General features: G+C 66.2%; 22 protein-coding genes. 8 read left to right on the forward strand and 14 right to left on the reverse strand.

The genetic code is table 11. The annotated features are described in order from the left end of the window. Positions 1-30: 30 nt before the first annotated feature. Positions 31-1,239 carry an aspartate transaminase gene (locus ACV095_RS18800; protein ID WP_018772099.1) on the reverse strand — a complete coding sequence of 403 codons (1,209 nt, stop codon included), beginning with the start codon at positions 1,237-1,239 and terminating at the stop codon, positions 31-33. A gap of 302 nt (positions 1,240-1,541) precedes the next feature. Between ACV095_RS18800 and ACV095_RS18805 the strand changes: the two genes are divergently transcribed. The 5 genes from ACV095_RS18805 (at position 1,542) to ACV095_RS18825 (ending at position 6,663) form a co-directional block, all read left to right on the forward strand. Continuing rightward, entirely contained in the window at positions 1,542-2,105 is a 564-nt protein-coding gene (locus ACV095_RS18805) for a hypothetical protein (RefSeq protein ID WP_478222469.1), read from the forward strand. A 322-nt stretch (positions 2,106-2,427) separates the two neighbouring features. Then, positions 2,428-3,807 carry an MFS transporter gene (locus ACV095_RS18810; RefSeq protein WP_478222470.1) on the forward strand — a complete coding sequence of 460 codons (1,380 nt, stop codon included), beginning with the start codon at positions 2,428-2,430 and terminating at the stop codon, positions 3,805-3,807. 353 nt (positions 3,808-4,160) lie between these two features. After that, positions 4,161-5,021, forward strand: a complete 861-nt coding sequence (locus tag ACV095_RS18815) for an SDR family NAD(P)-dependent oxidoreductase (protein ID WP_235509714.1) — start codon at positions 4,161-4,163, stop codon at positions 5,019-5,021. A gap of 144 nt (positions 5,022-5,165) precedes the next feature. Continuing rightward, positions 5,166-5,465, forward strand: a complete 300-nt coding sequence (locus ACV095_RS18820) for a DUF4193 domain-containing protein (protein ID WP_478222471.1) — start codon at positions 5,166-5,168, stop codon at positions 5,463-5,465. Positions 5,466-5,592: 127 nt separating this feature from the next. Continuing rightward, positions 5,593-6,663 (forward strand): quercetin 2,3-dioxygenase, encoded by a 1,071-nt coding sequence (locus tag ACV095_RS18825; RefSeq protein ID WP_478222472.1) that lies wholly within the window; start codon positions 5,593-5,595, stop codon positions 6,661-6,663. A gap of 138 nt (positions 6,664-6,801) precedes the next feature. Here ACV095_RS18825 and ACV095_RS18830 read toward each other — a convergent pair whose 3' ends face one another. Genes ACV095_RS18830 through ACV095_RS18845 form a run of 4 tightly spaced genes read right to left on the reverse strand, consistent with a single transcriptional unit; the run spans position 6,802 to position 11,669 of the window. Next, a complete protein-coding gene (locus ACV095_RS18830; RefSeq protein ID WP_478222473.1) occupies positions 6,802-8,037 on the reverse strand; it encodes a DUF3500 domain-containing protein in 1,236 nt (411 codons plus the stop codon). Continuing rightward, complete coding sequence (locus ACV095_RS18835) at positions 8,015-9,850, reverse strand: FAD-dependent monooxygenase (RefSeq protein WP_478222474.1); 1,836 nt, start codon at positions 9,848-9,850, stop codon at positions 8,015-8,017. The genes ACV095_RS18830 and ACV095_RS18835 overlap by 23 nt, the downstream gene beginning before the upstream one ends. After that, a complete protein-coding gene (locus ACV095_RS18840) occupies positions 9,850-10,731 on the reverse strand; it encodes a fumarylacetoacetate hydrolase family protein (protein ID WP_478222475.1) in 882 nt (293 codons plus the stop codon). Before ACV095_RS18840 ends, ACV095_RS18835 begins: the two co-directional genes overlap by 1 nt. 56 nt (positions 10,732-10,787) lie before the next feature. Beyond that, positions 10,788-11,669, reverse strand: a complete 882-nt coding sequence (locus ACV095_RS18845; protein WP_478222476.1) for an alpha/beta hydrolase fold domain-containing protein — start codon at positions 11,667-11,669, stop codon at positions 10,788-10,790. Positions 11,670-11,924: 255 nt separating this feature from the next. On the opposite strand from ACV095_RS18845, the gene ACV095_RS18850 reads away from it, so the two are divergent. Beyond that, positions 11,925-12,677 (forward strand): MerR family transcriptional regulator, encoded by a 753-nt coding sequence (locus ACV095_RS18850; RefSeq protein WP_018772154.1) that lies wholly within the window; start codon positions 11,925-11,927, stop codon positions 12,675-12,677. A 67-nt stretch (positions 12,678-12,744) separates the two neighbouring features. On the opposite strand, the gene ACV095_RS18855 is transcribed toward ACV095_RS18850, so the two are convergent. The 9 genes from ACV095_RS18855 to ACV095_RS18895 form a co-directional block, all read right to left on the reverse strand. Then, complete coding sequence (locus ACV095_RS18855) at positions 12,745-13,227, reverse strand: hypothetical protein (RefSeq protein ID WP_478222477.1); 483 nt, start codon at positions 13,225-13,227, stop codon at positions 12,745-12,747. After that, positions 13,224-15,689, reverse strand: a complete 2,466-nt coding sequence (locus ACV095_RS18860; RefSeq protein WP_478222478.1) for a molybdopterin oxidoreductase family protein — start codon at positions 15,687-15,689, stop codon at positions 13,224-13,226. The genes ACV095_RS18855 and ACV095_RS18860 overlap by 4 nt, the downstream gene beginning before the upstream one ends. Positions 15,690-15,815: 126 nt before the next feature. After that, positions 15,816-16,814 carry a bile acid:sodium symporter family protein gene (locus tag ACV095_RS18865; protein ID WP_478222479.1) on the reverse strand — a complete coding sequence of 333 codons (999 nt, stop codon included), beginning with the start codon at positions 16,812-16,814 and terminating at the stop codon, positions 15,816-15,818. Positions 16,815-16,919: 105 nt separating this feature from the next. Beyond that, positions 16,920-18,479: an acyl-CoA synthetase gene (locus ACV095_RS18870; RefSeq protein WP_018772158.1), complete on the reverse strand. Its 1,560-nt coding sequence runs from the start codon at positions 18,477-18,479 to the stop codon at positions 16,920-16,922. A 7-nt stretch (positions 18,480-18,486) separates the two neighbouring features. Further along, positions 18,487-19,815, reverse strand: a complete 1,329-nt coding sequence (locus ACV095_RS18875; protein ID WP_478222480.1) for an MFS transporter — start codon at positions 19,813-19,815, stop codon at positions 18,487-18,489. A gap of 119 nt (positions 19,816-19,934) precedes the next feature. Next, positions 19,935-20,390: a MaoC family dehydratase gene (locus ACV095_RS18880; RefSeq protein WP_018772160.1), complete on the reverse strand. Its 456-nt coding sequence runs from the start codon at positions 20,388-20,390 to the stop codon at positions 19,935-19,937. A 59-nt stretch (positions 20,391-20,449) separates the two neighbouring features. Next, complete coding sequence (locus tag ACV095_RS18885) at positions 20,450-21,664, reverse strand: acyl-CoA dehydrogenase family protein (RefSeq protein ID WP_478222481.1); 1,215 nt, start codon at positions 21,662-21,664, stop codon at positions 20,450-20,452. 1 nt (position 21,665) lies between these two features. Next, complete coding sequence (locus tag ACV095_RS18890; RefSeq protein WP_018772162.1) at positions 21,666-22,556, reverse strand: 4-hydroxyphenyl-beta-ketoacyl-CoA hydrolase; 891 nt, start codon at positions 22,554-22,556, stop codon at positions 21,666-21,668. Positions 22,557-22,558: 2 nt separating this feature from the next. Beyond that, a complete protein-coding gene (locus ACV095_RS18895; RefSeq protein ID WP_478222482.1) occupies positions 22,559-23,497 on the reverse strand; it encodes an SDR family NAD(P)-dependent oxidoreductase in 939 nt (312 codons plus the stop codon). Positions 23,498-23,630: 133 nt separating this feature from the next. On the opposite strand from ACV095_RS18895, the gene ACV095_RS18900 reads away from it, so the two are divergent. Further along, a complete protein-coding gene (locus ACV095_RS18900; RefSeq protein ID WP_478223480.1) occupies positions 23,631-24,098 on the forward strand; it encodes a MarR family winged helix-turn-helix transcriptional regulator in 468 nt (155 codons plus the stop codon). A gap of 912 nt (positions 24,099-25,010) precedes the next feature. Then, on the forward strand, positions 25,011-25,535 hold the full coding sequence (locus ACV095_RS18905; RefSeq protein WP_134165967.1) for a DUF2199 domain-containing protein: 525 nt from the start codon (positions 25,011-25,013) through the stop codon (positions 25,533-25,535). Positions 25,536-25,649: the final 114 nt, after the last annotated feature.

The raw sequence follows: 25,649 nt of genomic DNA on the forward strand, positions 1-25,649 counted from the left end.
GTAGAAAGCGTGGGCAAAGCAGTGATTGGGTCAGGCCAGCGCCCTGACGGCCTTTTCGATGGCAGCGATGGAATCCTCGATCACCGGCAGGCCGGTGGCATAGGAAATCCGGAAGTAGGGGCTTAGTCCGTACGCCGAACCCTGGATGACGGCAACGGACGCCGCTTCCAGGAGATACAACGTGAAGTCCTCGTCGTTGCTGATCCGCCTGCCGTCGGGTGTCGTCTTGCCGATGACCCCGGCGCAGTTGACGTACGCGTAAAAGGCGCCTTCCGGCGTCGCGCACTGCAGGCCATTGACCGCGTTAAGCCCGGCGACTGCCGCATCACGCCGTTCGCGGTACACCTCCACGCTTTCGCGGACGAACGCATGGTCTCCCGTGAGTGCCGCGGCGGCAGCCGCCTGGCTGATCGAGGACGGGCAGGAGGACATTTGGGACTGCAGCTTGTTAATGGCAGCCACCAGGGGCGCCGGGCCGCCGGCGTAACCCAGCCGCCATCCGGTCATCGCGTAGGCCTTGGAGACCCCGTTGGTGACCAGCACGCGGTCCTTAAGCTCAGGGGCAACGGCCACGAGACCCGTTATGGGCTCTTCGCCGAAGTGGATCTCGTCGTAGATCTCATCGGTGAGGACATAGACGTCAGGGTGGTCCTTGAGGACGGCGGCCAGGCCTGCCAGTTCTTGGCGGGAGTAGACCGCTCCGGTGGGGTTGGAGGGCGTGTTGAGGATGACCCACTTGGTGTGCTCCGTCAGTGCGCCTGCCAGTGCCTCGGGGGTTAGTTTGAAACCGGTGTCCTCACCACAGGAAACGATGACGGGGGTGCCTTCGTTGGCGAGCACCATGTCCGGGTAGGAGACCCAGTACGGCGCTGGAATGACAACTTCGTCGCCCGGATCGAGGGTGGCCATGAACGCGGTGAAGATGACCTGCTTGCCGCCTCCCCCGATGGTGATTTCGCCGGCGGTGTACTGCTGCCCTGTTTTGCGGTGCAGCGTCTGCAGGATGGCCTTTTGCAGTTCCGGCGTCCCGGTGACCGATGTGTACTTGGTTTCACCACGGTCGATGGCCGCGACGGCAGCGTCCTTGATGTGCTGGGGCGTGTCGAAGTCCGGCTCGCCGACCGTCAGGTCCAGGATCCGGCGGCCCTCGGCCTTGAGCTCCCGGACACGGGCCGCCGCGGCAACGCTGGGTGAGGATTTGATACGGGTTACGCGTGATGCGGGCACGAATTCAGGCATGGTGTCTTCCAGGCTTCCGGTACGGATGGGGGTGGTTCATTTGAGCCTAGGGAAGGAGCCGCCCCCTTGGATAAGACCTAAAGTGCGTGGACAGATAAGCAGCCCTTATGACGGAGCACCTAGAACTTTCGCCTATTGCTCCAAGTACTTTCGGTATTGCCCTGCCGGTTTGACCGGGGCGTAACCTGCAGGGTGGATAACGGGCCCAATGAAGGCACACCGCCGGCCCCCGCGACGCCTCCACGTCCGACGGGCGGGAAGCCGCGCGGGCAGGCGAACACCAACGGAGACAAGGAGCAGAGGTGCCCGGCAGAAAAATTCACGATCGGATACCTCCGCGTTCAGCCAGGACCGGCACGGGCGCGGCCGGCGCGGCAGCGTACCGGTACCGCGGCGTCCCGAAGCCGGACCCCGCCACGGCCCGAGCCCAACAAGTCCTGGCCATGCTGGCCCAGCTGAGGACGACCCTCGCACTTCGGTCCAGCAGGGTACGTGCCCTCACCGCCGAGTTTGGTGATTGCCTTGCCCAGGCCGTGTGCGATGGCGTGAAGGTTGCCGCCGTCGCGAAGGCCGCCGGACAGCCTGCAGCAAGTATCCGGTCTGCCGCGCTGGCACGCGGCGAGCTGTACCCGTCCGGCCAAACCCGGAGCGGGCATCTTCACCTCATTGCGGGATTGGCTTCAGAGCTGGCGGCAGCAGAAGGCGCCCGGAACGACGCGGAAGAACAACGAACGCAGGTTCTGGCCCTGGCCAGGAAATCCCGGCTCCTTGACGACTACCAACTTGCCGGGGCAAGCGGGCTTAAGTCCGACGAAATCCGCAAAATGACCAGGGGCGTCGGCTTGCGTGTGGCCCAGCCGCAGTAATCGTCCCGCCTGATCCCCGGCCGGCGGGCCGGCGGGCCTTCCGCCCTCCCATCCCCGTTCCACGGCGAGCTTCCGTGTTGTCCAAGGTCTCCGGTCCTTCGACTCCAAGCCATAACAAATCGCTATGTAGGTACATAAAAGCCGACTTTGTGTGACCCATACCGCAAACGTTAACTTGATGTTTGAGGCCGGTCCGCAAAGCCGTAAACACGATTTGCGAGAGAGCTCACAGCAGGACCAACAGGACATTCCACTCAAGATCTCTTTCCGAGAGCCCAGGTTTAGCGGCAACCGGTGTTCACCCATCACCCACGGAGACGAAATGACAGAAACCACACTTCCCAGGAAGACCCCGGTCAAGGCCGCAATCGCGGCCTGGATCGGTACGACGTTGGAGTACTACGACTTCGCGGTGTACGGCACCTCGTCGGCGCTGGTTCTGAACGTGCTCTTCTTTTCACCCGAGCTGCCCCAGGGCCTCAGCGTACTGCTCGCCATGATCACCTTCGCGGTCGGCTACGCGGTGCGCCCCCTCGGCTCCCTCATCCTGGGGCCGCTGGGCGATCGTCGCGGCCGCAAGTTCGTCATGATGATCACGCTGTTCGGCATCGGCGGCTGCACCTTCCTGATCGGGTGCCTCCCCACATACGCCCAAATCGGGCCTCTTGCTCCAGTCCTGCTCGTGCTGATCCGCGTCATCCAGGGACTGTGCCTTTCCGGCGAGCAGCCCAGTGCCATCACCATGAGCCTGGAGCATGCTTCCGAAGGCCGGCGCGGGTTCCTCGCGAGCTTCACCACCTTGGGTTCCTCCTCCGGCACGCTGCTTACCCTGCTGGTCTTCATCCCGATCGCCGCCATGCCCTCGGAGCAGTTGCTGAGCTGGGGTTGGCGGCTGCCGTTCTGGGCCTCCGCCCTCGTAGTCGTCGCTGCCTACCTGATCCGCCGCCACATCGAGGAGCCGCCGGAGTTCGTAAAGGCCCAGGCCGCCAAGGTGAACGTTGCTCCCCTCCGGCATCTTCTGCGCTTCCACTGGCGTGCGGTGCTGCGGATCGTGTTCTGTGCCCTCATCGCGGGCACGAGCTACATGATGCAGACCTTCTCGGTGGCATTCGGTACCGCCGGCTACAAGCTGGATAAGCCGACCATGCTCCTGACGACTACCGTCTCGGCCGTGATCGCCCTCGGCATCACGCCCCTCGCAGGATTCCTTGTGGACAAGATCGGCCGCAAGACGATGTTCCTCATCGCAACGGGCGGCGTGGGCGTCACGATGGTCCCCTACCTGTGGTCAATCACGACCGGGAACTGGTCGCTGATCTTCCTGTTCGGCATCATCAACTACTCCCTCTTCTACTCAATGGTGAACGCGTCCTGGCCGTCATTCTTCGCGGAGATGTTCCCCGGCCGCCTGCGCGTCTCCGGACTCGCCCTTGGGACTCAGGTCGGCTTCGCCATCTCGGGCGTCATCGGCCCCGTTCTCTCGACAGCCCTCGCTGGCCCCGACCTGAAAGATTGGGTCGGACCGTCCATGGTCGCGCTCGGGTTCATGGTCCTGGCCGGAGCCTCAGCCCTGACCGCCAAGGAGACCAGAAAGTACACCCTCAAGGAGCTCGACGAGGTGCAGCAGAGCGAACGGGAAACGTCCGTCCTCACGGCCGCGGCCATGTCCCCAAGCTCAGCTGCCCGCGGCCTCGCTGGTTAGACCCAAAAGCTGGATGACGGGATATCTCCCTTGAGATGATCACGGACTCGCTGAACGTCCCACAACGTTGATTCAGTTGTGAACAAGTGAAGACCTCTTAGTGACGGCACCAACAGCCAACCACTAAGAGGTCTTCCTGTCGCCAGGGCCGCTCCGGCTGGCTGCAGCACGCCAACCAAAACTTCAACGGCCGCGGCTACCGGCCCGAAGCACGACGGGATCCGCAAGCTGACCAGGGGCATCGCTGCACCGTAGCGGCCCGGGCACCTGAGTCCGGTCCGGAAGACCCTGGCCCGCCGCCCCAATAAGTGCTGGGATAGTCCCGGAACACGGACTCGCTGGAGGCGACGGGCATGGCACGGTTGAACGGGCGTATTGCGTTGGTGACCGGTGCCACCGGTGGGATCGGGCGGGCAGTGGCTGCCGGCCTTGCCCGCGAAGGCGCAACTGTCGTGGTGGTGGGCCGGACCGTGGCGCGTGCCCAGGCGGCGATGGCCGATATCCGGACCCGCGTTCCGGGCGCGGAGCTTGAGCCGCTGGCCTGCGACCTGTCACTGCAGTCTTCGATCCGCTCTGCCGTGGACGGGTTCCGCTCCCGTCACGGCAGGCTGGATGTGCTGGTGAACGCGGCCGGCGTGTTCCGCAAGGAACGCCTTGAAACTGCCGAAGGGCTGGAGCTCACCTTCGCCACCAACGTGATGTCCTACTACCTGGTCACCGGGCTCCTGCTGGACGATCTCAGGAAGGGTGCGTCCGCCGCCCTGCCGTCGCGCGTCATCAACATCGCGTCCAAGTACGGCAATGTCCGGATCCCGTTCGATGACCTGCAGACGGCGAAGGGGAAATACAGCTTCCTCCGTTCCACGCCGCCCACCATGCTGGGCCGGGTCCTCCTGACCCAGGAATTCGCCGCCAGGCTGCGTGGAACAGGGGTGGTGGTCAACGCCGTCCATCCCGGACTGGTGAAGAACACGGGGCTGTTGCAGGACGTGGGCGGCCCGTTCCGGTGGATCACGAACACCCTGGGAAAGTCGGCAGAGAAGGCTGCCGACACGCCGCTCTGGCTGGCAACCTCACCCGAGACGGCGGTGCTGACCGGCAAGCTGTGGGCAGGCCGGAAAGAGCTTCCCACCCCCGGCATGGGTTCTGACCCGGAGGCGCGGCGGCGGCTGTGGGACGCCTGTGCCGGCCTGGCGGGGACTGACTTCCGGTGAGCGCCACCGTTCATGCCCGCCGCACGGGCCGCATGCCGGGGCGGTGCCGGATGCCGGGGCACGGGAATTTGTTGCCCGCGTCCGGCGTTGTCGATCTGTCCAGAACAATCTGGACATCAGCAGCTGGACAGGAGAACACACCACATGTCAGTTGACTACGACGCTCCACGGGTCACGCCCGAGGAAGAGCCGAACGTCGCCCTGGAGGAGCTGAAGTCCGATAAGTCCGGCCGCCGGGAGGCAGCTCCCGACATGGACGAAACGGACCTGGCGGACAGCTTCGAGCTGCCCGGCGCGGACCTCTCCAACGAGGAACTCCTCATTCAGGTGGTCCCGGTGCAGGCAGACGAATTCACCTGTATGTCCTGCTTCCTGGTCCACCACCGCAGCCAGTTGGCGCGCGAGAAGGATGGCAAGAAGTACTGCAAGGAATGTGAGGTCTAGCAGGGGCACGACGGCCAACTGCGTTCGGTTTCCAACCATTGGAATCTGCACTCGTGGCCGGAGCGATGGACAGCCATGATGTAGGTCACGCTCCGGCAAAGGCCGGCCGACTGGAAAGAAGGAAACCATGTCCCTCAGCGTTGAGGAAATGAACAAGCAGCTCCCGGCGGCCAACGTGCTGCCCGGAGAGGCAGTCCCGTATTACATGGCGTCGGGCGAGGGCGCGCGCTACGAAATCAACGGCCAGTTAGTAACTGTCATCGCCCGCGCCGCCGATACGGGCGGCATCTTCAGCGCGGCCTACATCTCCGGCGGAATGGGGGCCGAATCCCCCTTTGTCAGCCACAGCATCGAACACAAGACCCTCTACGTCTTCGACGGAATCCTGCACGTCTGGCTGCCCGGCGAGAGCAGGATCCTCACCCCCGGAGACTCGGTGGTCATCCCGCCGAACACCCCGCACGCCTACCGGATGGCAAGCCACTACACCCGGTTCCTGAACTGGATGACGCCCGGCGGCGGCGAAAAGTACTACGAGCGGGTGGGAACGCCCATTGATTCGCACGTCCCGCCGGTGCGCGCCGGACACAAGGCCAGCCTGCAGGAGCAGGCCGAGGTGGGCGCCGAGTTCGGCATCACCTTCCCCGACGTCCAGCGCGTGGCGCCGTCGTTCAAGAACGACGCCGGCCTCCCGCCTGCGCAGAGCCCCTACTTCCTGAGTGCCGGGGAGGGTGAGCGGCTGGTCAGCTACCAGACCATGTTCACCTACCTGTCCCGGCCGGAGAACACGGGTTCGAACTACTTCGCCGTGCACACCAAGGGCGCCAAGTCCCCCTACATCCCGTTGCACTTCCACTCACAGCACACGGAAAACTTCCTCTGCACGGAGGGCCGGATGTGGCTGTACGCCAACGGCCGGGAAATGCTGCTGACCAAGGGCGACTTTGTGCACGCCCCCGCCGGGACCATCCACTCGTTCGCGTTTGACGCCCACAACACCCAGATGGTGGGGTTCCTGACGCCGTCCGTCTTCAACGGGTTCTTCGAGTACTTCAACCAGCCCACGGAGGACTACATGTACACCGAGGGTGGCGAGCCCTATATGGACATGGAAGGTTTCGGCCGTGCCCAGGCCGAAATGGACCTGACAGTGGTGGGCCCGCCGCCCCAGCGCCGCGCGGCCCTGGACATCCCCTAAACCACATCCAACACAGAAGGCCCGGACTTCCGAGAGGAAATCCGGGCCTTCTCTGTTGGTAGAGACCCATCGATTGCTGAGTAACTGCCGTTATGACGCCCCAAAACGGCAGTTACTCAGCAATCGATGGTGGGTGGGTCAGGACGTGGTCTGCCTGACCAATTCGCGGCCGTAGTCGTTGCCGTTGGGGGTGCGGACCACGGTATGCATGTGGAAGGGGGCCGGTTCGTCGTTGCTGAGGAACACGCCGGTGTGGTGGTCCAGTTCCAGCACCACCACAGGGCTTTGCAGGCGGAAGTAGAACGCCTCCTCCCCCTCCCAGCCGCCGATCCAGCTGAAGAACGATTCACCGTAGTGCTGCTGGATCTCCCGGCGCCGCGCGGCGCGGGGCCCGTCCGGCAGGTAGGCGATGAAGTCATCCACCACCGCGTCCAGCAGTTCCCGGGCCTCCGGGGGCATATCCTGCACGGGGATGCCCTCACAGGGGATCACCCGGTTGTCCTGGAAGCACCCGCCAAGGTGCCGCTCGTCGCCCGGGTGGAGGCGGCCTTCGGGCATGGCCGGGTCCACCATCGACGCGTAGACGGTGGCGCCAGCCCGGAGCTGGGCGGGCAGCGCGCCCATCAGCTGCCGGGCCAGGGCGATGCGCTCCTTGAACACCTTCACGCCCCGGTGCGGGCCGGCGTCGATCATGTCCGGTTCGGCGCCCATGAACACCGGCGACACCACCAGCTGCGTCCCCGCCACCAGGCAGTTCAGCGCCGCGTGGTGGCCGAAGAGCTGCCACCCCCACGGTTCGGTCTCGGACGGTTCGCCGTAGAGGGCAAAGTTGTAGCTGAACTCGTTCATGAGCAGCGGCAGCTCCACCAGGTCGCCCAGGAACCCGTTGATGCGCATCAGGTTCCGCACCAGCTCAAACCCCTGCGGGCTCAGGCTTGCTTCCACCACGCCCAGGGCAGCGTCGCGGACCGGTGGTTCCAGCTCATCCAGGCGCAGCCCGGTATCGTGCTGCATGAATTCGGGGTTGGCCCAGCTTTGCCACTCGGGCGCATCCACGGCGTAGCTGAGCTTCCGCGCCTGGTCCGCAGTGACGGTGCCCAGCAGCTTGCGGGCCGCGGCCACCATCTCCGCGGCAGGCGCTTCCTCCCCGGGCCGGGCCGGTGCCAGCGGGTACAGGCCTTCCCGGCGCACGCCGTCGCTGGTGATGCCGGTGAAGGGCTGCGGGTACAGCTTCTGCCAGCCTTCGATCATGGGCCCGGCGAACGGGTCGGTCTTGGCAGCTTCTGCGTACTCGCGGGCGTTCAGGCCCCGGATGTCCGCCACGCGCGGGTGGTCCGGGGGAAACAGGTAATCACGGAATGACGGCGTCGACACGGTTACTCCTGGTGTTCTCAAGGGAAGTGGGCGACCATCCGGCCGCCACGGATAGGGCTGCGCCCGCGGCGGGGGCGGAATTTCCGCGCCAGGCCACGTGCTGGTCCGGGCGGACCAGCACGGCGTTGGCGCCCCACACGTGGGAAAGGGGCCTGCCGTCGTCGGAAGGTCCGACGACTGCGACGGTCACCGGAACGCCCGTCCGGGCGGCGGCCGCCAACACCGGCTGGGCGACTTCAGCCGCGGTCGCGCCTGCCGCGCCGGCGTCCACCAGCAAGGTGAATCCGGCGCCCAGATGGCTGTACAGGGAGGTGCCGTCCGCCAGCCATGCGTGCGGCAGCAGGGCGCCCGGGCTGGCGGACGGTACGTAGCGGATGGGGTCTTCGGCCGGGACTGGCAGGCCGTCGGGAACCACGAGGGCCGACTCCGCGTACGAGTAGCCCAGGACCAGGCCCAGGGAGTCGAACTCGCTCTGCTTCACGGCGAGCGCGTCGTGGGCAGCCCGGCGCGCAGCGTCACCACGGGTCCCGGCAAGCGCCAGGTGCGGGTCCGCAAAATGGTACGCCAGGGCCTTGCCGTTCTCCGCGGCGTCGCGGATGGTGCGGGCTGCCACGGGCCGGCGTTCTTCCCCGTAGCTGGGCAGGAGGCCGGGGCCTGCCCAGCCGTTGACGGCGGCGGCGAGCTTCCAGGCCAGGTTGGCGGCGTCGCCGATGCAGGTGTTGAAGCCGTGGCCGCCCCATGGCGGGTTGAGGTGGGCGGCGTCGCCCACCAGGAAGATGTTGCCGCGGCTGTACTCCGGGGCCAGCAGCATGCGGGCAGTCCAGGGATCCGTGGCCACCACCTCGACGTCCACCTCAGTGCCTACCAGCGCCCGGACCATCGCGGCAGCATCGGCGGCGGTGACGGTCACGGCCGGATCCACGCCCTGGACAATCGCCCACCAGGTGTCGGTGAGGTCCATGGGCCCCACCATTCCCGAGGTATCCGATCCCACCGCCCAATACTGCACGGCAGGATCCAGCGAGACGGCGGAGGCCAGTGACCGTGAACGGAACAGGATGCTGATGTTGGACAGGGCTGCGGAGCCGCCCTCCAGGCGCATGCCCAGGCTGCGGCGCACCGCGGAGGATCCGCCGTCGGCGCCAATAACGTAGTTCGCGCGGATGGTGCGGCAGGTACCGGAAACATCGGCGATGACGACGGCGTACGGCGCCGTGGCTGCCACGCCTTCCGGATCAGCGGCATCTTCGGGAGCGGCGGCTTGGGAAAGTCCGGCGTGATGGCTGCCGGCTTCGTCTCCGCGGGCGCCCGGCCCCTGAACCTCCTGGACCTCCTGGACCTCCTGGACGGACCACCCGGTCACAAACGTGACCAGCGGGTTGTCCGCGACAGCCGCGCGGAGCACCTCTTCGAGGACCGGCTGCGGCACCTGCTGGCCGCACTCCGGCTGGGGCCCGTAGGTGCCGGGAACCAGCTGGAAGGCGTGCCGGAACCGGCGGAGTTCATGTGCGGAAGGCCCGGTGAGCGCGGTACAGAAGATGACGTCCTGGGCGTAGTCCACCGGCAGCGGCGAAGCCTTCCGGAGCGCGTCGGCAAGGCCCAGCCGGCGCAGGTGCGTCATGGTGCGGGCATTGGTGGTCTTGGCCCGGGGCCGGGTGGGGTCCACGGCGGTCCGGGGATCGATGACGGTGCTGGGGATCCCGCGGGATGCCAGGTCCAGGGCCAGGAACAGCCCGCTGGGGCCGCCGCCGGAAACCAGGACCCGCGCCTCCTCCGGGATGTCCGCGGGGCCGGCGTTCTGGAACGTGCTCATCAGGCACGGCTCCGGAGGGAGAGATCGCCCACGGGCGTGGTCAGGGTGCCGAGCTTCTCGATCTCCACCTCGACGGTGTCACCGGGCTGCAGCAGCCACTGCGGGGTGCGGGCGTACCCCACGCCTTCCGGTGTTCCGGTGGCAATGACGTCGCCCGGGTGCAGGGTGAACGTTTGGCTGATGAGCGCGATGATGGCCGGGACGGAGAAGATCATGTCGCGGGTGTTGCCGTTTTGGGCTTCGATTCCATTCACGCGTGTGCGCACCTGCAGCCCGTCCCGCAAGTCGCCCACCTCGTCGCGGCTGACCAGTGGACCAAGGGGTCCGCTGAAGTCGCCGTTCTTGCCCAGGGTCCACTGCGACGTCAGTTTCTGGGCCCTGCGGGAGGTGATGTCGTTGAAGGTGGAGTAGCCAAAGACGGCGCCGGCAGCTGTTACCTCATCCGCGGACTCGACGCGCCGGCCGATGTAGGCGGCCACTTCGCCCTCCCAGTCCAGTCCCGCCTCGCCGGCCGGGACGGGAACCGGGACGTTGCCCACGGACAGGGACGCCGTCCAGCGGGCAAACAGGGTGGGGTACGGCGGCAGTTCGTGGTCCTTGAAGCTGCCTTCCGCCACGTGCGCCTTGTAGTTCAGGCCCACGCAGATGACTCGTGCGGACGCCGGGACGAGCGGCACTTCGGTGACGGTGCCGCGCTCCAGCCAGGCGCCGGCGTCGGACGCGTCATGCTCTGCCGCGCCGGCAACCTGTGTTGCCGCTTTGTCCTGCCAGCCTTCCGCGTCGGTCCAGAAGCCGGCGACGGGTGCCAGCGGGAGGAGGCGGGAACCGGCGAGCGCTGCTGCCCAGGGTTCGCCGTGGTGCGTGATGCCAATGAACTGCATGGAGGTGCCTTTCGGGTGTGTTCCGGGCGCATGGCGCACCGAAGGAAGTGGGGAAATCAGTGCTGCTTTGCCTGCCGGCAAAGGAAATCAATGGTGGCGGCGGTTGCCTGCCCGGCCGCCGAGCTGCCGCCGTCCGGCAGCTGCCACATGTGGTCCGCGTCTTCCAGCAGGAGAAGTTCGACGGCGGCACCGGCACCTTCCAGCGCTGCGGCGAGGCTGGTGGACTGCTCCACGGGGACGAACCGGTCCGCCGTCCCGTGGATCAGGAGGAAGGGAGGCACGCCTGGATGCACATAGGTGAGGGGGCTGGCCGCCCTGGCCTTGTCCGGGGCGTCGGCCGGCTGCGCTCCGATCAACAGCGCTTCACGGGAGCCGGGGTCATCGGCGCGGGCTATGGCATCCGTCCTGGCCTGTTCGCCCATGCGTTCCAGGTCCGTGGGCGGGTACCAGGCCACGACGGCGGCAACCTGGTCATCGCCGTCGTGGTCCAGAGTGCCGGCCGGTTGGGAGGATCCGCCAGTCAGGCCCACGAGCGCGGCCAGGTGGCCGCCTGCCGAATCGCCCCAGGCGTAGATCCGGCGCGGATCCACGCCATAGTGGGCAGCGTGGGCGCGGAGCCAGCGGACCGCCGCCCTGGCGTCCAGCAGCTGGGCAGGGAAGGTGGCAACGTCCGTCAGGCGGTAGTCGGCGGAGGCCACCACGAACCCGGCGTCCACCAGCTGTTCGATGGGGCTGAGGCCGAAACCGTCCACCCCGGGCCCCAGCGAGGAACGCTCACCCATCCGCCAGCCGCCCCCGTGGAAGTGGATCACGGCAGGGCGTCCGCCCTGGTCCGGGCCCTCCCCGGGAGTACCGGGAAGGTAGAGGTCCAGCAGCAGCGGGACTGCGTTTTGGGGCCGGGCGAACTCGATCCCCCGTTGGATCCGCAGTACCGTCATCGTTGACTCCATGTATGCCGCGCCGTTTCTGTCCTGTGTGCCTTTGAGCGGGCCAATCCCGGGCTCCGCGTTCATGGACTCAACTCTGGGCCATGGACGGCTCCGGACGCGCCGCCGGTTTCACTGAATGAAACCCCTTCGGCTGCACCTTCCTTCTGTTCGAGCAGCGCCTTCTGTTCAAGGAGCGCCGTCTGTTCAAGGAGCGCCGTCCCAGGACTTGAACCTGACGCGGCGTTAGGTCCTACCGTTGGCGGTATGGAACATCTGGATGAACCGCGCTGGAGCATTGGCGAACTGGCCGCGGCCACGGGGGTCACTGTCAGGGCGCTGCACCACTACGACAGCATCGGGCTGCTCCAGGCAAGCGCCCGGACCGCGGCAGGCCACCGCCGCTACACAGGCCAGGACCTCAGGCGCCTCTACAGCATCCGGGCCCTGCGGAGCCTGGGGGTGCCGCTGGGCGGGATCGCCGCCGTGCTGGACCGGTCGGGTGGCAGTCCGGAGTCCATGCGGGATCTCCTGCAGCGCCAACTGGACGCACTGGACGGGCAGGCTCTCCAGCTCGGGCAGCTCCAGCGGACCATCAGGGACCTGCTGGGCCGCATCAACCAGGGGGACGCCGCCCCTGCTTATTTCATGACCGTTTTGGAAAGGATGACGATGTTCGAGAACTACTTCACCGAGGACCAGCGCCGGGAGCTCGAGGAACAGCGCAAACGGCTGGGCCCGGAAGCCACTGAGGAATCCCGGACCGAATGGGCCGGGATGGTCAAGGAGGGCCTGCGCCAGGTGGACGCCGGTGTCCCTGCCAACAGCCCGGAGGCGAGGGAGCTGGTGCGCCGCTGGGATGAGCTGGGCTCCCGGTTCCACAGCAGCGAGGGCACCAAGGCGGCCGCCCGCGCCATGTGGAGCGACAACAGCGCCGAACTCAGCAAGGACCTGCCGTGGACGGTGCAGCAGATGCAGGCACTGGTGGCTCACCTGCAGGAAGCCCGTGAGGCGGGATAACCCGCTGACCAGGCCCCTCAGCTGACCGGGACCTCAGCTAACCCAGCCCCTCAGCTGACCCAGCCCCTCAGCTGACCAGGACCTGGGTGGCGGATTCCTTCAGCTTGCCGTTGGCCCACTTCATCTGGCGGATCGTTTGGGGATGGCACTTTTCGGCCAGGGCCAGCAGGTCCTTGTCCTTCATTCCCTGGGCAGCCTGGTCCAGCAGCTCCCAGTCGGCCGAGACCCCACACGCCATCAGGTACAGCTCCCGGAGGTCCCGCAGCAGCAGCATCCCGGTTTCCGGACGCCGGCCCACCATCTCACTGCCCTTCTCGCGGAGGGTCTCCATCAGCCCCGCTTCGCCGCGCGGCTCCGGGTCCAGGTCCTGGCCGTAGTTCCTGCCGATCTCCGCGATGTCCCGCACGTGCTGATGGGACCAGCGCGCCAGGTCACGGGCCAGATGGTAGATCTCGTGGTCCACTTTGTGGCGCTCCGAGATGACCAGCAGGTGGTGTGCCAGGTCGTTCTCGGAGCGGTGCATTTCCTGAAGTACAAGCCCGAATTTCATCGTGCCCCTCCTGCCGTGCCGGTTTCTTCGTCAGCCAGGGCGGCGGCGGTCCCTTTGGTCCTGGCCTCTTCCGGGAAGTCGCCGACGGGAGCCGACGCCGTGGTGGTGGGCGCCAGGGACGGCCCGTCACCGCCGGAAACCCGGGTAATGCGCGCCGCCGCTGTCTTGAAGATGGGCTGCTTGGAGGCGGCGTCCCAGTCCGTGATGGTCAGCTCATTGGCCGCCCGGCCCGGGCCGTCCGGCCGGTGGCCGCCGTTGGTGTCCCAGTAGCCGTAGTGGAACGGCAGGAACAGCACCCCGTTCCGGATCCCGCTGATCCGCACCCTGGCACGGACTGAACCGCGGGGTGTCTCCACCTCTGCAAGGTCGCCCTCGGCAATCCCGTACGCGACGGCGTCGTCGGCTGACAGCTCCACCCAGACGTCCGGTGCGGCCGCCTGCAGCTCCGGCGCCCGGCCTGTCTTGGTGCGGGTGTGGAACTGGTAGAGCGTGCGGCCGGTGATGAGCTGGAGCGGGAAGTCCCGGCTGGGCAGCTCGTGCGGCGGCATGTATTCGGCGGCCTTGATGATGGCCTTGCCCTCCGGGTTGAGGGCCTTGTATTCGGACGGCTCCACGGGCGCCCCGGTGATGAGGTCGCGGCCGTACGTTTCGCAGTATTCCGGGTGGGCCCAGAACTTCCCGTCGGCGTAGATGCGTTCCGTGCCGTCCGGGTTTTCCTCGTTGCACGGCCACTGGATGCCGGAGCCGCCGCGCAGCTTGTCATAGGTGATGCCGGTGTAGTCGCAGGGGCGGCCGCGGGTGCATTCCTTCCACGCTTCGAAGGCGGACTCTGGATCGTGCCACTTGATCAGCGGCTGCCCGTCCTTGTCCTGCAGGCCCATCCGGTGGGCGTAGTCGATGAAGATTTCCAGGTCGGGCCGGGCCTCACCGGGTGGGTCCACGGCCTTCTCCGACAGGTGGACGGTACGGTCCACGTTGGTGAAGGTGCCCGTCTTTTCGCCCCAGGTCGCAGCTGGAAGCACGACATCGGCCAGCTGGGCGGTCTCGGACAGGAAGATGTCCTGCACCACCAGGAACAGGCGGTCCTGTTCCAGGATGCTGCGGATCCGCTTCAGTTCGGGCAGCGAAACGGCGGGGTTGGTGCCGCTGACCCACAGCATCCGGATGGAGCCGTCCTCCGCGTACCGCATCATCTGCATGACGTGCGTTGGCGGTGAGTAGTGCGGGATGGACATGGGGTCGATGTTCCACACCCTGGCGAGGTCCTGGATGTGGGCGTCGTTGGACCAGTTGCGGAAGGCGGCCAGGTCGCCGTCGGCCCCGCATTCGCGGGTGTTCTCCGCGGTGGGCTGGCCGTTCATCTGCAGGATGCCGCAGCCTGGCTTGCCCAGCATGCCGCGGATGATGTTGATGTTGTTGACCTGGACAGCGGCGGCGGTGGCCTGGTTGGACTGGTAGAAACCCTGAAGCACCGTGGACAGCAGCCGCTCGGCGTGGCCGATGATACGGGCGGCTTCGGAGATCTGCTCCGCCGGGACGCCGCAGATCTCCGCCACCAGTGCGGGCGGGTAGTTCCTGACCTCTTTTTCGAGCTCCGGGAACCCCACCGTGTGGGCCTTGATGTACTCGTGGTCCACCCAGCCGTTGGCGATGATGTCGTGCAGGATCCCATTCATCAGGGCCACGTTGGTGCCCGGCCGTGGCGCCAGATGCAGGGTGGCCGCCTTGGCCACGGGGGTGAGGCGGGGATCCACGCAGATGATCTTGGGCGGGTTGGGTCCGGCCAGGCGGTCCAGCATCCTGGTCCAGAGGACGGTCTGGGTTTCCGCCACGTTGTGCCCGTAGAGGGCGATCACGTCCGCGTGGTCCACGTCCGTGTAGGAGCCGGGCTGGCCGTCGCAGCCGAATGATTCCTTCAGCGCCTCTCCGGCAGTGGCAGTGCACAGGCGGGTGTTTCCGTCCACGTGGTTGGTGCCGATACCGCCGTGCGCCAGGGTCCCCAAGGTGTAGTACTCCTCGGAAAAGAGCTGGCCCGTGGTGTAAAAGCCAATGGCGCTGGGGCCCTGTTCGGCCAGCAGCGCCTTGGAACGGTCCACCACGCGCTGCATGGCCGTGTCCCAGTCGGTTTCCACCAGCTTTCCGCCCTCGCGGATCAGGGGCGTGGTTAGCCGGTCGGCTGACGCGTTCGCCTGCCAGCCGTACAGGTCCTTCGGTCCCAGCCGGCCGTGGTTGACGCGGTCCACAGCCCGGCCGCGCACCCCGACAATGCGGTTGTCCTTGACCGCGATGTCCATGGCGTCGCCGTTGGAGTGCAGGAGGGACGCCGTCTGGACCCACCTGTCCACGTCCTCCGGGGCCACCCCTTCGGCCAGGTGGGTGTCCACCCTGACCGGCCACTCACCGCCACTGCCGTACGGTGTCCTTGTCCCCCATGGTTCAGCTATTCGGTCAATCCGAGCCATCTGTCCATCTCCTGTCCGGAACCGGCAGGCAACATCGGGAACGACGTTGTCCCTACCCGGTCCTGTACCCACGAAGTACGGATGGAAACAGGCCGGCTTCCGGGCCGTGGAGCGTGACGGCGCTGGTCAGGCCTGCTTTTCCTGCAGCGGGCGCCGGGCGAGCCAGGCAGCCACGATGGCGCCGGAAATGTTGTGCCACAGGGAGAAGACGGCGGACGGGAGCGCCGCCAGCGGGCTGAAGTGGGCGGTGGCCAGGGTCGCCGCCAGGCCGGAGTTCTGCATGCCCACCTCGAAGGCGAGGGCTCGGCGCGCCTTGTCGTCCAGGCGTCCGATTTTGCCGGCGAGGTAGCCCAGGCCCAGGCCAAAGCCGTTGTGCAGCACCACGGCAAGGAACACAATGGCGCCGGCCCCGATGATCTTGCCGGCGCTGCCGGCCACCACGATGGCCACGATCAGGGAGATCACGACGGCGGACGCCCACGGCAGTGCGGGCAGCACCTTTGCGACGAGCTTCTTGAGGAAGAGCCGGGCGAGCAGGCCTGCCACCACCGGCAGCAGCACGGTCTTGACGATGTCCAGGACCATGCCGGCGGCGTCGATCTGAAGGTAGGAACCGGCCAGGAACAGGACCAGCAGCGGGGTGACGATCGGGGCGATCAGGGTGGAGACGGATGCCACCGCCACCGAGAGGGCAACATCGCCCTTGGCCAGGAACGCCATCACGTTGGAGGCCGTACCGGAGGGTGCGCATCCCACCAGGATGACGCCGACGGCCAGCTCGGGCTCGAGGTTGAGGGCGCCGGCGATCAGCCAGCCGGCCCCGGGCATGATGATGTAGTGGGCAACGATGCCCAGTGCCACCGCCCACGGACGCTTGGCCACCGCGGCGAAGTCCGGCGGAGTCAGGGTCAGGCCCATGCAGAACATGATGATGCCCAGCAGGTAGGGCACGCTGGGCGCCATGGGTTTGAAGACCCCGGGGAGCAGGAAGCCGATGACACCTGCGGCCACCACCAGGATGGGGAACACCGTCACCGCGATGCGGGCGATCTTGCTCTCCGCTTGCAGCGCAGGGTTGACGGGTGTCCCGTCCGGGGAATTATGGGATTTAGTTGCCTCAAGCATCCAACCATGCTGTCACCGGCTGGTATGGTTCCGCCAATTGATGACCGTGAACGGTAACAACGGCGGAACCATACGGGCCAGCGGGCACCTGCCCCGTTTTGGTGCTCAGAGCTGCTTGCGGAGCTCCATCTTGCGGATCTTGCCGCTGGCCGTGCGGGGCATGTCCGCCACCACCACCAGCGACTTGGGAATCTTGTACCGGGCCAGCCGGCCGTCCAGGAAGCTGCGCAGCTGCTCCTCCGTCAGCGATTCGCCCTCCCGCAGGGTCACGATCGCCTGGGGAACCTCGCCCCATTTGTCATCGCTAACCCCGATGACCGCCACGCTGCTGACAGCCCTGTGCTCCGCGATCACGGCTTCCACCTCGGCCGGGTAGATGTTTTCCCCGCCGGAGATGATCATGTCCTTGAGCCGGTCCGAGACGAACAGGAAGCCTTCCTGGTCCCGGTAGCCCATGTCCCCGGAGCGGAACCAGGCCCCGTCCGCGTAGCTGGCGGCGGTGGCCTCCGGCCGGTTCCAGTACTCCTTGATCACATTGGGGCCGGAGATCTGGATCTCCCCCACCCCGCCCGGGTCCACTGCACCGCCCATCGGGTCGGCGATCCGGACGTCCGTGAAGAAGTGCGGCAGGCCTGCCGAGCCCGCTTTGTCCCGGGACCTGTCGACTGGAAGCATGGTGGCGCCCGGCGCTGTTTCGGTCATGCCGTAGCAGCTGGTGAAGCCGATTCCGCGGTCCTCGTACGCATCCAGGACGCGGCGGGGGATGGCGGAGCCGCCGCAGGTGAGCTTGTCCAGGGAGCTGACGTCCGCCGCGGCCCATCCCGGATGCTCGCAGAGGAGCTGGAACGTGGTGGGCACGCCGTTAAGGGTGGTCACCTTGTGCTCCTGGATGAGTTCCAGGACCCTGGCGGGATCGAACTTCGCCTCAAGCACCACGGTGGCACCCTTCAGCAGCATCGGCAGCAGGCCCATGTCCAGCGACGCCACATGGAACAGCGGCGAGATCATCAGCGCCACATCGTTTCGGTTCAGGTCCATGTCCACGATGGTGTTGATGCAGTTCCACGTGATGTTCCCGTGGGTCAGCAGGGCACCCTTGGGCTTGCCCGTGGTGCCGGAGGTGTAGAGGATCATCGCCGCGTCATCGTGCCCCACCGGCACGTCGGCGGGATCCGGTGCCGCAGCCTGCAGCGCCTCCTCGTAGGGTGCCACCTCACAGGGAACGACGGCGGCGGGTGAGGTGCCGGCGGAAGGTTCAGTCCCGCCGTCGGCCGCTACAACCAGCCGGTGGGTGACGCCCGTACCTTCCAGGGCAGCAGCGGCAGACGCCCCCAGGGCGCCGGCGTTGACCAGGAGCCGGGCCCCGGAATCCTGCAGCTGGAACTGCAGTTCCGGCGGAGCCAGCCGGGTGTTGAGCGGCACGAAGATGGCACCGAGCAGACCGCAGGCAAAGAACGTTTCCACGAAGGAAGGGTGGTTCTCGCCCAGGTAGGCCACCCGGTCGCCCTTTGCCACTCCCCTGTCCCGGAGCGCGCTGGCCAGGCGGTCGGTCCTGTCGGCCAACTCTTCATAGCTCAGCGTGCGGGCTCCGGACAGGATGGCTGCCTTGGCGCCTGACTTCCGGCGGCGGCGGTGCAGCCAGGATCCAACTCCGTTGTTGTCCATGGTTCTCCTAACGGACCGTGGTGAGGTCGTTGTTCTTAGACTCGCGCGTCAGGGCGATGAAGACAATCGAGACGAGGGCCATGACGGACAGGAACACCACCACGGGAACGATGCTCTGGCCGGAGTCCTTGTAGAGCCCGGCCAGGATGCCGGGGGTGAAACCCGCCCCGATCAGGGTGGCCAGCTGGTAGCCGACCGCAGCGCCGGTGTAGCGGGACGTGGTGCCGAACTGTTCGGAGACGAAGGCTGCCAGCGGCCCGTACAGGGATGAGTGCAGGACCAGTGCCACGGTAAAGGCCACGAAGACAAGCCCGACGTTGCCGGAGCCCAGCATGCCGAACATGGGGAAAAGGTAGGCGATGAACAGGGCCAGTCCGGCAATCATCACGGGCCTGCGGCCGAAACGGTCGGACAGGCGGCCGCCCAGGAGGACGAAGATGATGGAGATGGCCGAGGCTCCGGCGAAGGCGTAGAGCACGCCCTGCTGCGGCGCCCCCTTGGACACGGCATACGTCACTGAGAACGTGGGCAGTACCACCTGCAGGCCGAACCCGGCGGCGCCGGCAAACATGATCATGATCAGGGCCTTGGGGCGGCGCAGCACCTCAAGCAGCGGGATCTTGCGCTTGGTGGTTGCCTGGGCCTCTTCCTTGGCCACGGCCTCGGCGAAGATCGGGCTCTCCGAGACCCGCAGGCGGACGAACATGCCCACGATCAGCAGCAGGAAGGACAGCAGGAACGGCACCCGCCACCCCCAGGCCAGGAACGCGTCCTGCGGCAATGCCGAGAAGATGCCCATCACCACGGTGCCCAGCACGGCGCCGGTGGGGGCGCCGGCGTTGACGAAGGAGGCGGCGAAACCGCGCCGCCTGGGGTCGGCGTGCTCCAGGGCCATGAGCGCGGCACCGCCCCATTCACCGCCGACGGCGATGCCCTGGCAGACGCGCAGGAGCACCAGGATCACGGCGCCCCACGGCCCGATGACGCCGGCGCCGGGAATCAGGCCGATGAGGGTGGAGGCGATGCCCATCATGGCCATGGAGATGATCAGCATTCCCTTGCGGCCCACCTTGTCACCGAAGTGGCCGAAGATCACCCCGCCCAACGGCCTGGCCACGTACCCGGCGGCGAAGGTGGCGTAGGCCGCCACCACGCCCACCCATTCGTCCGTGCCGGCGAAGAAGACCTTGGGGAAAGCTACTGCTGCGGCCGTGGCGTACAGCAGGAAGTCGTAGAACTCGATCGTGCTGCCCAGATAGCTGGACAGGATGACCGTGCGCGCTTCCTTGCGCTTGGCGGCCGTGCCCGCGGGTGCGAGCGTGGTGTGTCCGGACATGGCTGTTCCTAGGGTTTGGGGAATGGGGTACGGAGGGAAGGGGATTTTGGGGTTGCCTGAAGAGGCGGCGCCGCGTGGTGCCGCCGTCGTGGTGAAGGGGTTACTGCCGGTAGTGCGGCCTACTTGTAGAAGCGGGCGAGGAATTCGGCGACGACGGCGGGGCGTTCCTGGCCTTCGATTTCGATGGTGGCGTTGACCTTGATCTGGGCGCCGCCCTTGACCTCGGTGACCTCGGCGATGGTGGCCTGCATGCGGACCTTGGAGCCGACCGTCACCGGGGAGGTGAAGCGGACTTTGTCCAGGCCGTAGTTGACCTTGGTGGTGACGCCGTCCACGTCGAACAGCTCGCCCCAGAACGGGATGATCAGCGACAGGGTGAGGAAGCCATGGGCGATCGGGGCGCCGAACGGGCCGTCCTTGGCGCGTTCGGGATCGGTGTGGATCCACTGCTGGTCGTCGGTGGCGTCGGCGAAGAGGTTGATTTGTTCCTGGGTGATCTGGCGGTAGTCGGTGGTGCCGAGGTCCTTGCCGGACAGGGTGAGCAGGGTGTCGAAATCGACGACGAGATTGGGCATCGTTGCCTCCTGGCAGTTGTTTCTTCGAGTGTGGAAGTTGGGTTCAGCGGGTGGGTGGTTCAGCGGGTAAAGGCGCTTTCGCCCGTGAGGGCGCGGCCGATGATGAGGGCGTTGATCTCGTGGGTGCCCTCGTAGGAGTAGACGGCTTCGGCGTCGGCGTGGAAGCGGGCCACATCCGTGGCCAGCGTGATGCCGTTGCCGCCCACCACCTCGCGGGCAAGGGCTACGGTGTCACGCATGAAAAGGGACGTCTGCATCTTTGCCAAAGCAGAGTCCTGGTCACGGTAGATGCCTTTGGCCTGCTGCTCGGTAAGCCGGACCACCAGGGACAGGGCGGCGTTGACGTTCCCCAGCATGCGGGCCAGTTTTTCCTGGACCAGCTGGAAGGAACCCAGGGTGCGTCCGAACTGCCGGCGGTCAGTGACGTAGGCCAGGGCGGCTTCGAACGCGCCGGCGGCGATGCCGGTGGCGATCCAGGCCACGTCCGAACGCATGGCCCGGAGCATCGCTGCGACGTCCCTGAAGGAGTTCACGTTCTGCAGGCGCATCGACTCGGGAACGCGGACACCGGTGAGGGTGATGTGGGCGTTCTGCATCATCCTGAGCGACGTCTTTCCGTGGATCTTTTCCAGCCTTATTCCGTCCGCGGCGCGGTCCACGAGGAAGGCCTTGACCTGCCCGTCCGCGGCGTCCCGGGCGAACACGGCCAGGACGTCCGCGGTGGCTGCGCCCCCGATCCAGCGCTTGGCGCCGTCAAGGACCCAGCTGCCGTCAGCCTGCCGCCGGGCGGTGGTGGACAGTCCGCCGGCGATGTCCGAACCGGACCCGGGTTCGGTCAGCGAGAAGACGCCCTTGAGCGAGAAGTCGATGACCTTGGGCATCCATTCGGCCTGCTGTTCCGCCGAGGCACCCACGCGGATGGCCGTCCGGAACAGGCCGGCCTGGGCGGTGTACCAGGTGGCCAGGGACGCGTCGGTGCGGGCAAGTTCAAAGATCCGGAAGCCCTGGTAGATGCCCCGTGCGGGTCCGTCCGCCGTGAGCCCGGCCGGTTCCATCAGGTCCAGGTCGATCAGCGGCCGCGCCAGCTGTTCGGGAAACTCGCCGCGTTCCCAGTACTCGGCCAGGAGCGGCCTGGCTTCCGCGTCCAGGAATGACCGCAGCCGGGACAGGACCTGGCGCTCCTCGAGCGTGAGCAGGGACTCGGCGTCGTACCAATCCGCTGCTTCGTAAAGCCGGGCACCCAGGGCGGCATCCGCCGTCGTCAGCGTGCCCATGTCAGCCGCCCAGCCCGAGCAGGCGGACCGCGTTGTCCTTGAGGATCTTGGGCCGGACCTCGTCCTTCAGCGGGAGGTCGGCGAACGCTCCCAGCCATTTCTGCGGGGTGATCAGCGGGAAGTCGGTGCCAAACAGCACCTTGTCCTGAAGGTAGGAGTTGGAGGCCTTGACCAGCGACTCCGGGAAGTACTTGGGCGACCAGCCGGAGAGGTCGATGAAGACGTTGGCCTTGTGCGTGGCGATGGAGTTTGCCTCGTCCTGCCACGGCACCGACGGGTGGGCCATGATGATCTGCAGGCCCGGGAAATCGGCGGCCACGGCGTCCAGCAGCAACGGGTTGGAGTAAGCGAGCTTGATGCCATACCCGCCGGGCAGGCCCGCTCCCATGCCGTTTTGGCCGGTATGGAAGATGGCGGGCAGGCCCAGTTCCTGGAGCGTCCCCCACAGGGGGTAGAAGCGCTCGTTCGAGGGGTCGAAGCCCTGGAGGGACGGGTGGAACTTGAAGCCGCGGGCACCGAGCTCCACCGCCTGGTGCTTGGCCCCGGCGATGGCGTCCTCACCCGTGCGCGGGTCGACACTGCCGAACGGAATCAGTACGTCGTTGTTCCGGGCGGCGCCGGCGATGAGTTCGGGGATGCTGTTGGGCTCATGCTTGAGCTGGGTGCGGGCGTCCACGGTGAAGACGACGGCGGCCATGTTCAGTCCGCGGTAGACCTCGGCGATACGGTCCAGGGACGGGGTGCGGTCTTCAGCCTTGAAGTACTTGGCCGATGCTTCGGTCAATGCCTCAGGCAGCGACCCGTGCCCGCAGCTGTCCACCTCGAGGTGTACGTGCATGTCGATCGCCTCGAGTTTGGCGGGGTCGACGCCCAGTTCGTAACGGTCTGCCATGATCAGCGCGCCTGGACCGGTTCGGGCTGCAGTTCTGCAGGCAGCGGCAGGAATTCCTCGCCGTAGCCCTGCAGCGTGTCCCGGTTGAACAGCTGGCCGGCGTTGTCCAGCAGGGCCTCATAGGTCCAGCCGCCGTCGCGGTATTCCGTGGTGGCCGCTTCCGGGTGGGTCCAGACCTGCAGACGGTCACCGCCGGCGCCGATGGCCTGGCCGGTGATGTTGGCTGCCTCGTCGGAGGCGAGGAAGGCAACCAGTCCGGAGACGTCGTCGGCCGTTCCAAAGCCGAGGTCATGGCGGAAGAATGACGGCATGGCCTCGCCACGCTCGTCCGCCTCCACTGCCTTCTGGAAGTACGGCACGGTCTTGGTCATGGCGGTGGCGGCCACCGGAATGACGCTGTTGACCGTCACGCCCGCCTTCTTCATTTCCAGCGCCCAGGTGCGGACCATGCCCACGATCCCGGCCTTCGCCGCAGCATAGTTGGTCTGGCCGAAGTTGCCGCGCTGGCCCGTGGGGGAACCGATGGTGATGATGCGGCCCTGCACGTTGTTTTCCTTGAAGTAGCCAAACGCCTCCCGGACGCAGGTGAAGGTGCCCTTGAGGTGCACGTTGATGACCAGGTCGAAGTCCTCGTCAGTCATCTTCAGCAGGGACTTGTCCCGCAGGATCCCGGCGTTGGCGACCAGGATGTCCAGCCGTCCGAACGCGTCGACGGCGCCGGCCACCAGGGCTTTGGCCGCGTCCGTGGTTCCCACCGGAACCACCACAGCGGTGGCCCGGCCTCCGTCGGCCTCGATCCGGGCCACGGCCTGCGCGGCGGTTTCAGCGTTCACGTCATTGATAACGACGGCGGCACCCTGGCGGGCCAGTTCGCTTGCGTAGGCGAGGCCGAGGCCCTGCCCGCTCCCGGTGACGATTGCAACCTTGCCGTTCAAACTCATGCCTGCTCCTTCGCATGCGCCGGCCGAAGCCGTTGGGGTGGTCCCACTGCGGTGTGAGATCCTTGTTGGATTCAATGAAATTACGGATCATTGAAAAAGTCAACGATTGTTTTTTACCAGTACCGGAGTTGTGATGGCCACCTTGGGCACAGACGTTCAGACCCCGCGCCTTGCGGCAGCCAGGATCGGCAGTGACGTGGGACTGCTGCTGGCGAAGCTGCATGCCGCAGGCTCGGTCCTGAACAACAAGGCACTGGCGGACTTCGGCCTGCGGGAGCGCTCCTTCTCAGTCCTGACACTGGCGTGCAGCGGGCTGGAGCCGACGCAGCGGGAGCTTGCCGACTTCCTCAGCCTGGACCCGAGCCAGGTGGTCACGCTGGTGGACGACCTGGAACGCCGCGGACTGGTGGAGCGGGCGCAGGGGAAGCAGGACCGGCGCGCCAAGATCATCGTCTCCACGGCTGAGGGACGCAAAATGCATGCGAAGGCCCGGGCAGCCATGGACGAGGCCGAGCTGAACCAGCTGGCCGGGCTTTCCGACGGGGAGTCGCAGGAGTTGAAGCGGCTGCTCCGCAAGGCGCTGTGGGGCGCGGCGGAGTAGGCAGCTGCCTGGATTTCTGTAATTCTCATCGTCCCGCTGTGGCTACCACGACCCCGACGTTTCTTCGACGAGGTTTCGGACGACTCAGAATCCCCTGACGCCTCCCGTCAAACGCCGGGTCCCCACGGCAGAGCCGCCTAGTCACCGCCTATGCAGTACACGTCATCCGAGCGTCCGCTGAAGGATCCCTAAGTGCACCACAACCGCAAGGTCGTCAGGCCTTGAAGGCCTGACGGGGGCTGAACAGGTTGGATGATGGAATGAACGGTGAGCCTGCACAAGATCGGGGCCCTAGGAGGAAACCCCTGCGGCGCGACATCTTCAACTCATACGCCTCTATTTGCAGTGGTAGCCTACGAGTGCCGCAGCCCCCAGACCGTGGATCGTACTGAATCCGGTCCTATGCCAGACACGCGTGCGCGAAATAGGTGGGGGCCTTTACTGGGGGATAAAAATGAACACGCGCCGTCCTGACAGGGGTTTCCCCATCCCGGAGGTGGATTGCCCTGACCGTCGTCTAATGGTGTTTCGGCAATGAAGAATGTGTCCTCGACGCGCAATTCCTTGATTCCGCAGTGGGTATAGAGCCGGGTTGGCATGCCAGAAGCAGCGGGGATCGGTGTTTCCGGGGAGGCTTTGGTCACGGGTGTGGCAGGACCTGCGCACGCACACAGGACAGCCGATAACGTAAGCGCCAATGATGAGATTCTGACTTTTTCGGCCATTCGACCGCACCCCAATTCCCGATCAGGCTCAACGAGTATGCCGCGGGAAAGAGCGCCACAATGCTAAAGCTGATCACGTTTTCCTCGCGGCGTCCGGTAGAGGATCCTTCACCGGGCGCGAGGAAAGGGCCTTCCTCGCAGGTAGGCTTCGGGGAGCCAGAATGATCATGAAAAATTGGGGGAATAGATGGTTGGCCAGCGCGGGAACGAATGGCAGTGCGAGACGTGCGGACACCAACATCAAGGGCTCGCTACGGTTTTCGGAGCGCAAGCTCCGGATGTTTGGCTGCAGGCCACCTCAAGCGAACGGGAAGCCGGCGAACTGACGGGCGACATGTGCGTGCTTGAAGTCGGAGGGGAACGACACTACTTCCTCAGGGGACACGTTGAGATCCCTCTCATTGATGCCCCCGGTGAGGTCTTTAGCTGGTCTGCTTGGGTCTCACTCAGCCAAGAAAGTATCCAAAAGATTGCTGACCACTGGGATGATCCTGCCCGAGCCTCCATGCCCCCAGTGTTCGGTTGGCTATGTAACGAGTTGCCCTACGACCAGCCCACGACCTCAATCGCGACGCACGTGCACAATAGGGAGCCAGGGGTGGTCCCCTACATCGAGCTGGACCCGTCCACGGACCACCCTTTGGTTAGAGAACAAGCCTCCGGAATCTCGCTTCATCGGCTGGCCGAAATCAATAAAGCGGTTATGGGCTAGATCTCAACTCTGGTCTGGTTCGGGCGGGTGTTCGGTAAAGGATCCCTCACCGGACCTCAGTGTCCCGCTAGACCACCCGGCAAACGGGCTGGCTGCGGGCTTGTGTAGGGGAGA

Source organism: Arthrobacter sp. JDC6, assembly GCF_056484025.1.

What these genes read in the sequence shown, in the direction of transcription:
- ACV095_RS18860 (WP_478222478.1), bottom strand. Translation starts at nt 15,689, where the DNA reads ATGGCTCGGATTGACCGAATAGCTGAACCATGGGGGACAAGGACACCG.
- ACV095_RS18815 (WP_235509714.1), top strand. Translation starts at nt 4,161, where the DNA reads ATGGCACGGTTGAACGGGCGTATTGCGTTGGTGACCGGTGCCACCGGT.
- ACV095_RS18885 (WP_478222481.1), bottom strand. Translation starts at nt 21,664, where the DNA reads ATGGGCACGCTGACGACGGCGGATGCCGCCCTGGGTGCCCGGCTTTAC.
- ACV095_RS18905 (WP_134165967.1), top strand. Translation starts at nt 25,011, where the DNA reads ATGGTTGGCCAGCGCGGGAACGAATGGCAGTGCGAGACGTGCGGACAC.
- ACV095_RS18900 (WP_478223480.1), top strand. Translation starts at nt 23,631, where the DNA reads ATGGCCACCTTGGGCACAGACGTTCAGACCCCGCGCCTTGCGGCAGCC.
- ACV095_RS18845 (WP_478222476.1), bottom strand. Translation starts at nt 11,669, where the DNA reads ATGACGGTACTGCGGATCCAACGGGGGATCGAGTTCGCCCGGCCCCAA.
- ACV095_RS18895 (WP_478222482.1), bottom strand. Translation starts at nt 23,497, where the DNA reads ATGAGTTTGAACGGCAAGGTTGCAATCGTCACCGGGAGCGGGCAGGGC.
- ACV095_RS18880 (WP_018772160.1), bottom strand. Translation starts at nt 20,390, where the DNA reads ATGCCCAATCTCGTCGTCGATTTCGACACCCTGCTCACCCTGTCCGGC.
- ACV095_RS18855 (WP_478222477.1), bottom strand. Translation starts at nt 13,227, where the DNA reads ATGAAATTCGGGCTTGTACTTCAGGAAATGCACCGCTCCGAGAACGAC.
- ACV095_RS18825 (WP_478222472.1), top strand. Translation starts at nt 5,593, where the DNA reads ATGTCCCTCAGCGTTGAGGAAATGAACAAGCAGCTCCCGGCGGCCAAC.
- ACV095_RS18850 (WP_018772154.1), top strand. Translation starts at nt 11,925, where the DNA reads ATGGAACATCTGGATGAACCGCGCTGGAGCATTGGCGAACTGGCCGCG.
- ACV095_RS18875 (WP_478222480.1), bottom strand. Translation starts at nt 19,815, where the DNA reads ATGTCCGGACACACCACGCTCGCACCCGCGGGCACGGCCGCCAAGCGC.
- ACV095_RS18870 (WP_018772158.1), bottom strand. Translation starts at nt 18,479, where the DNA reads ATGGACAACAACGGAGTTGGATCCTGGCTGCACCGCCGCCGCCGGAAG.
- ACV095_RS18810 (WP_478222470.1), top strand. Translation starts at nt 2,428, where the DNA reads ATGACAGAAACCACACTTCCCAGGAAGACCCCGGTCAAGGCCGCAATC.
- ACV095_RS18840 (WP_478222475.1), bottom strand. Translation starts at nt 10,731, where the DNA reads ATGCAGTTCATTGGCATCACGCACCACGGCGAACCCTGGGCAGCAGCG.
- ACV095_RS18800 (WP_018772099.1), bottom strand. Translation starts at nt 1,239, where the DNA reads ATGCCTGAATTCGTGCCCGCATCACGCGTAACCCGTATCAAATCCTCA.
- ACV095_RS18835 (WP_478222474.1), bottom strand. Translation starts at nt 9,850, where the DNA reads ATGAGCACGTTCCAGAACGCCGGCCCCGCGGACATCCCGGAGGAGGCG.
- ACV095_RS18865 (WP_478222479.1), bottom strand. Translation starts at nt 16,814, where the DNA reads ATGCTTGAGGCAACTAAATCCCATAATTCCCCGGACGGGACACCCGTC.
- ACV095_RS18820 (WP_478222471.1), top strand. Translation starts at nt 5,166, where the DNA reads ATGTCAGTTGACTACGACGCTCCACGGGTCACGCCCGAGGAAGAGCCG.
- ACV095_RS18890 (WP_018772162.1), bottom strand. Translation starts at nt 22,556, where the DNA reads ATGGCAGACCGTTACGAACTGGGCGTCGACCCCGCCAAACTCGAGGCG.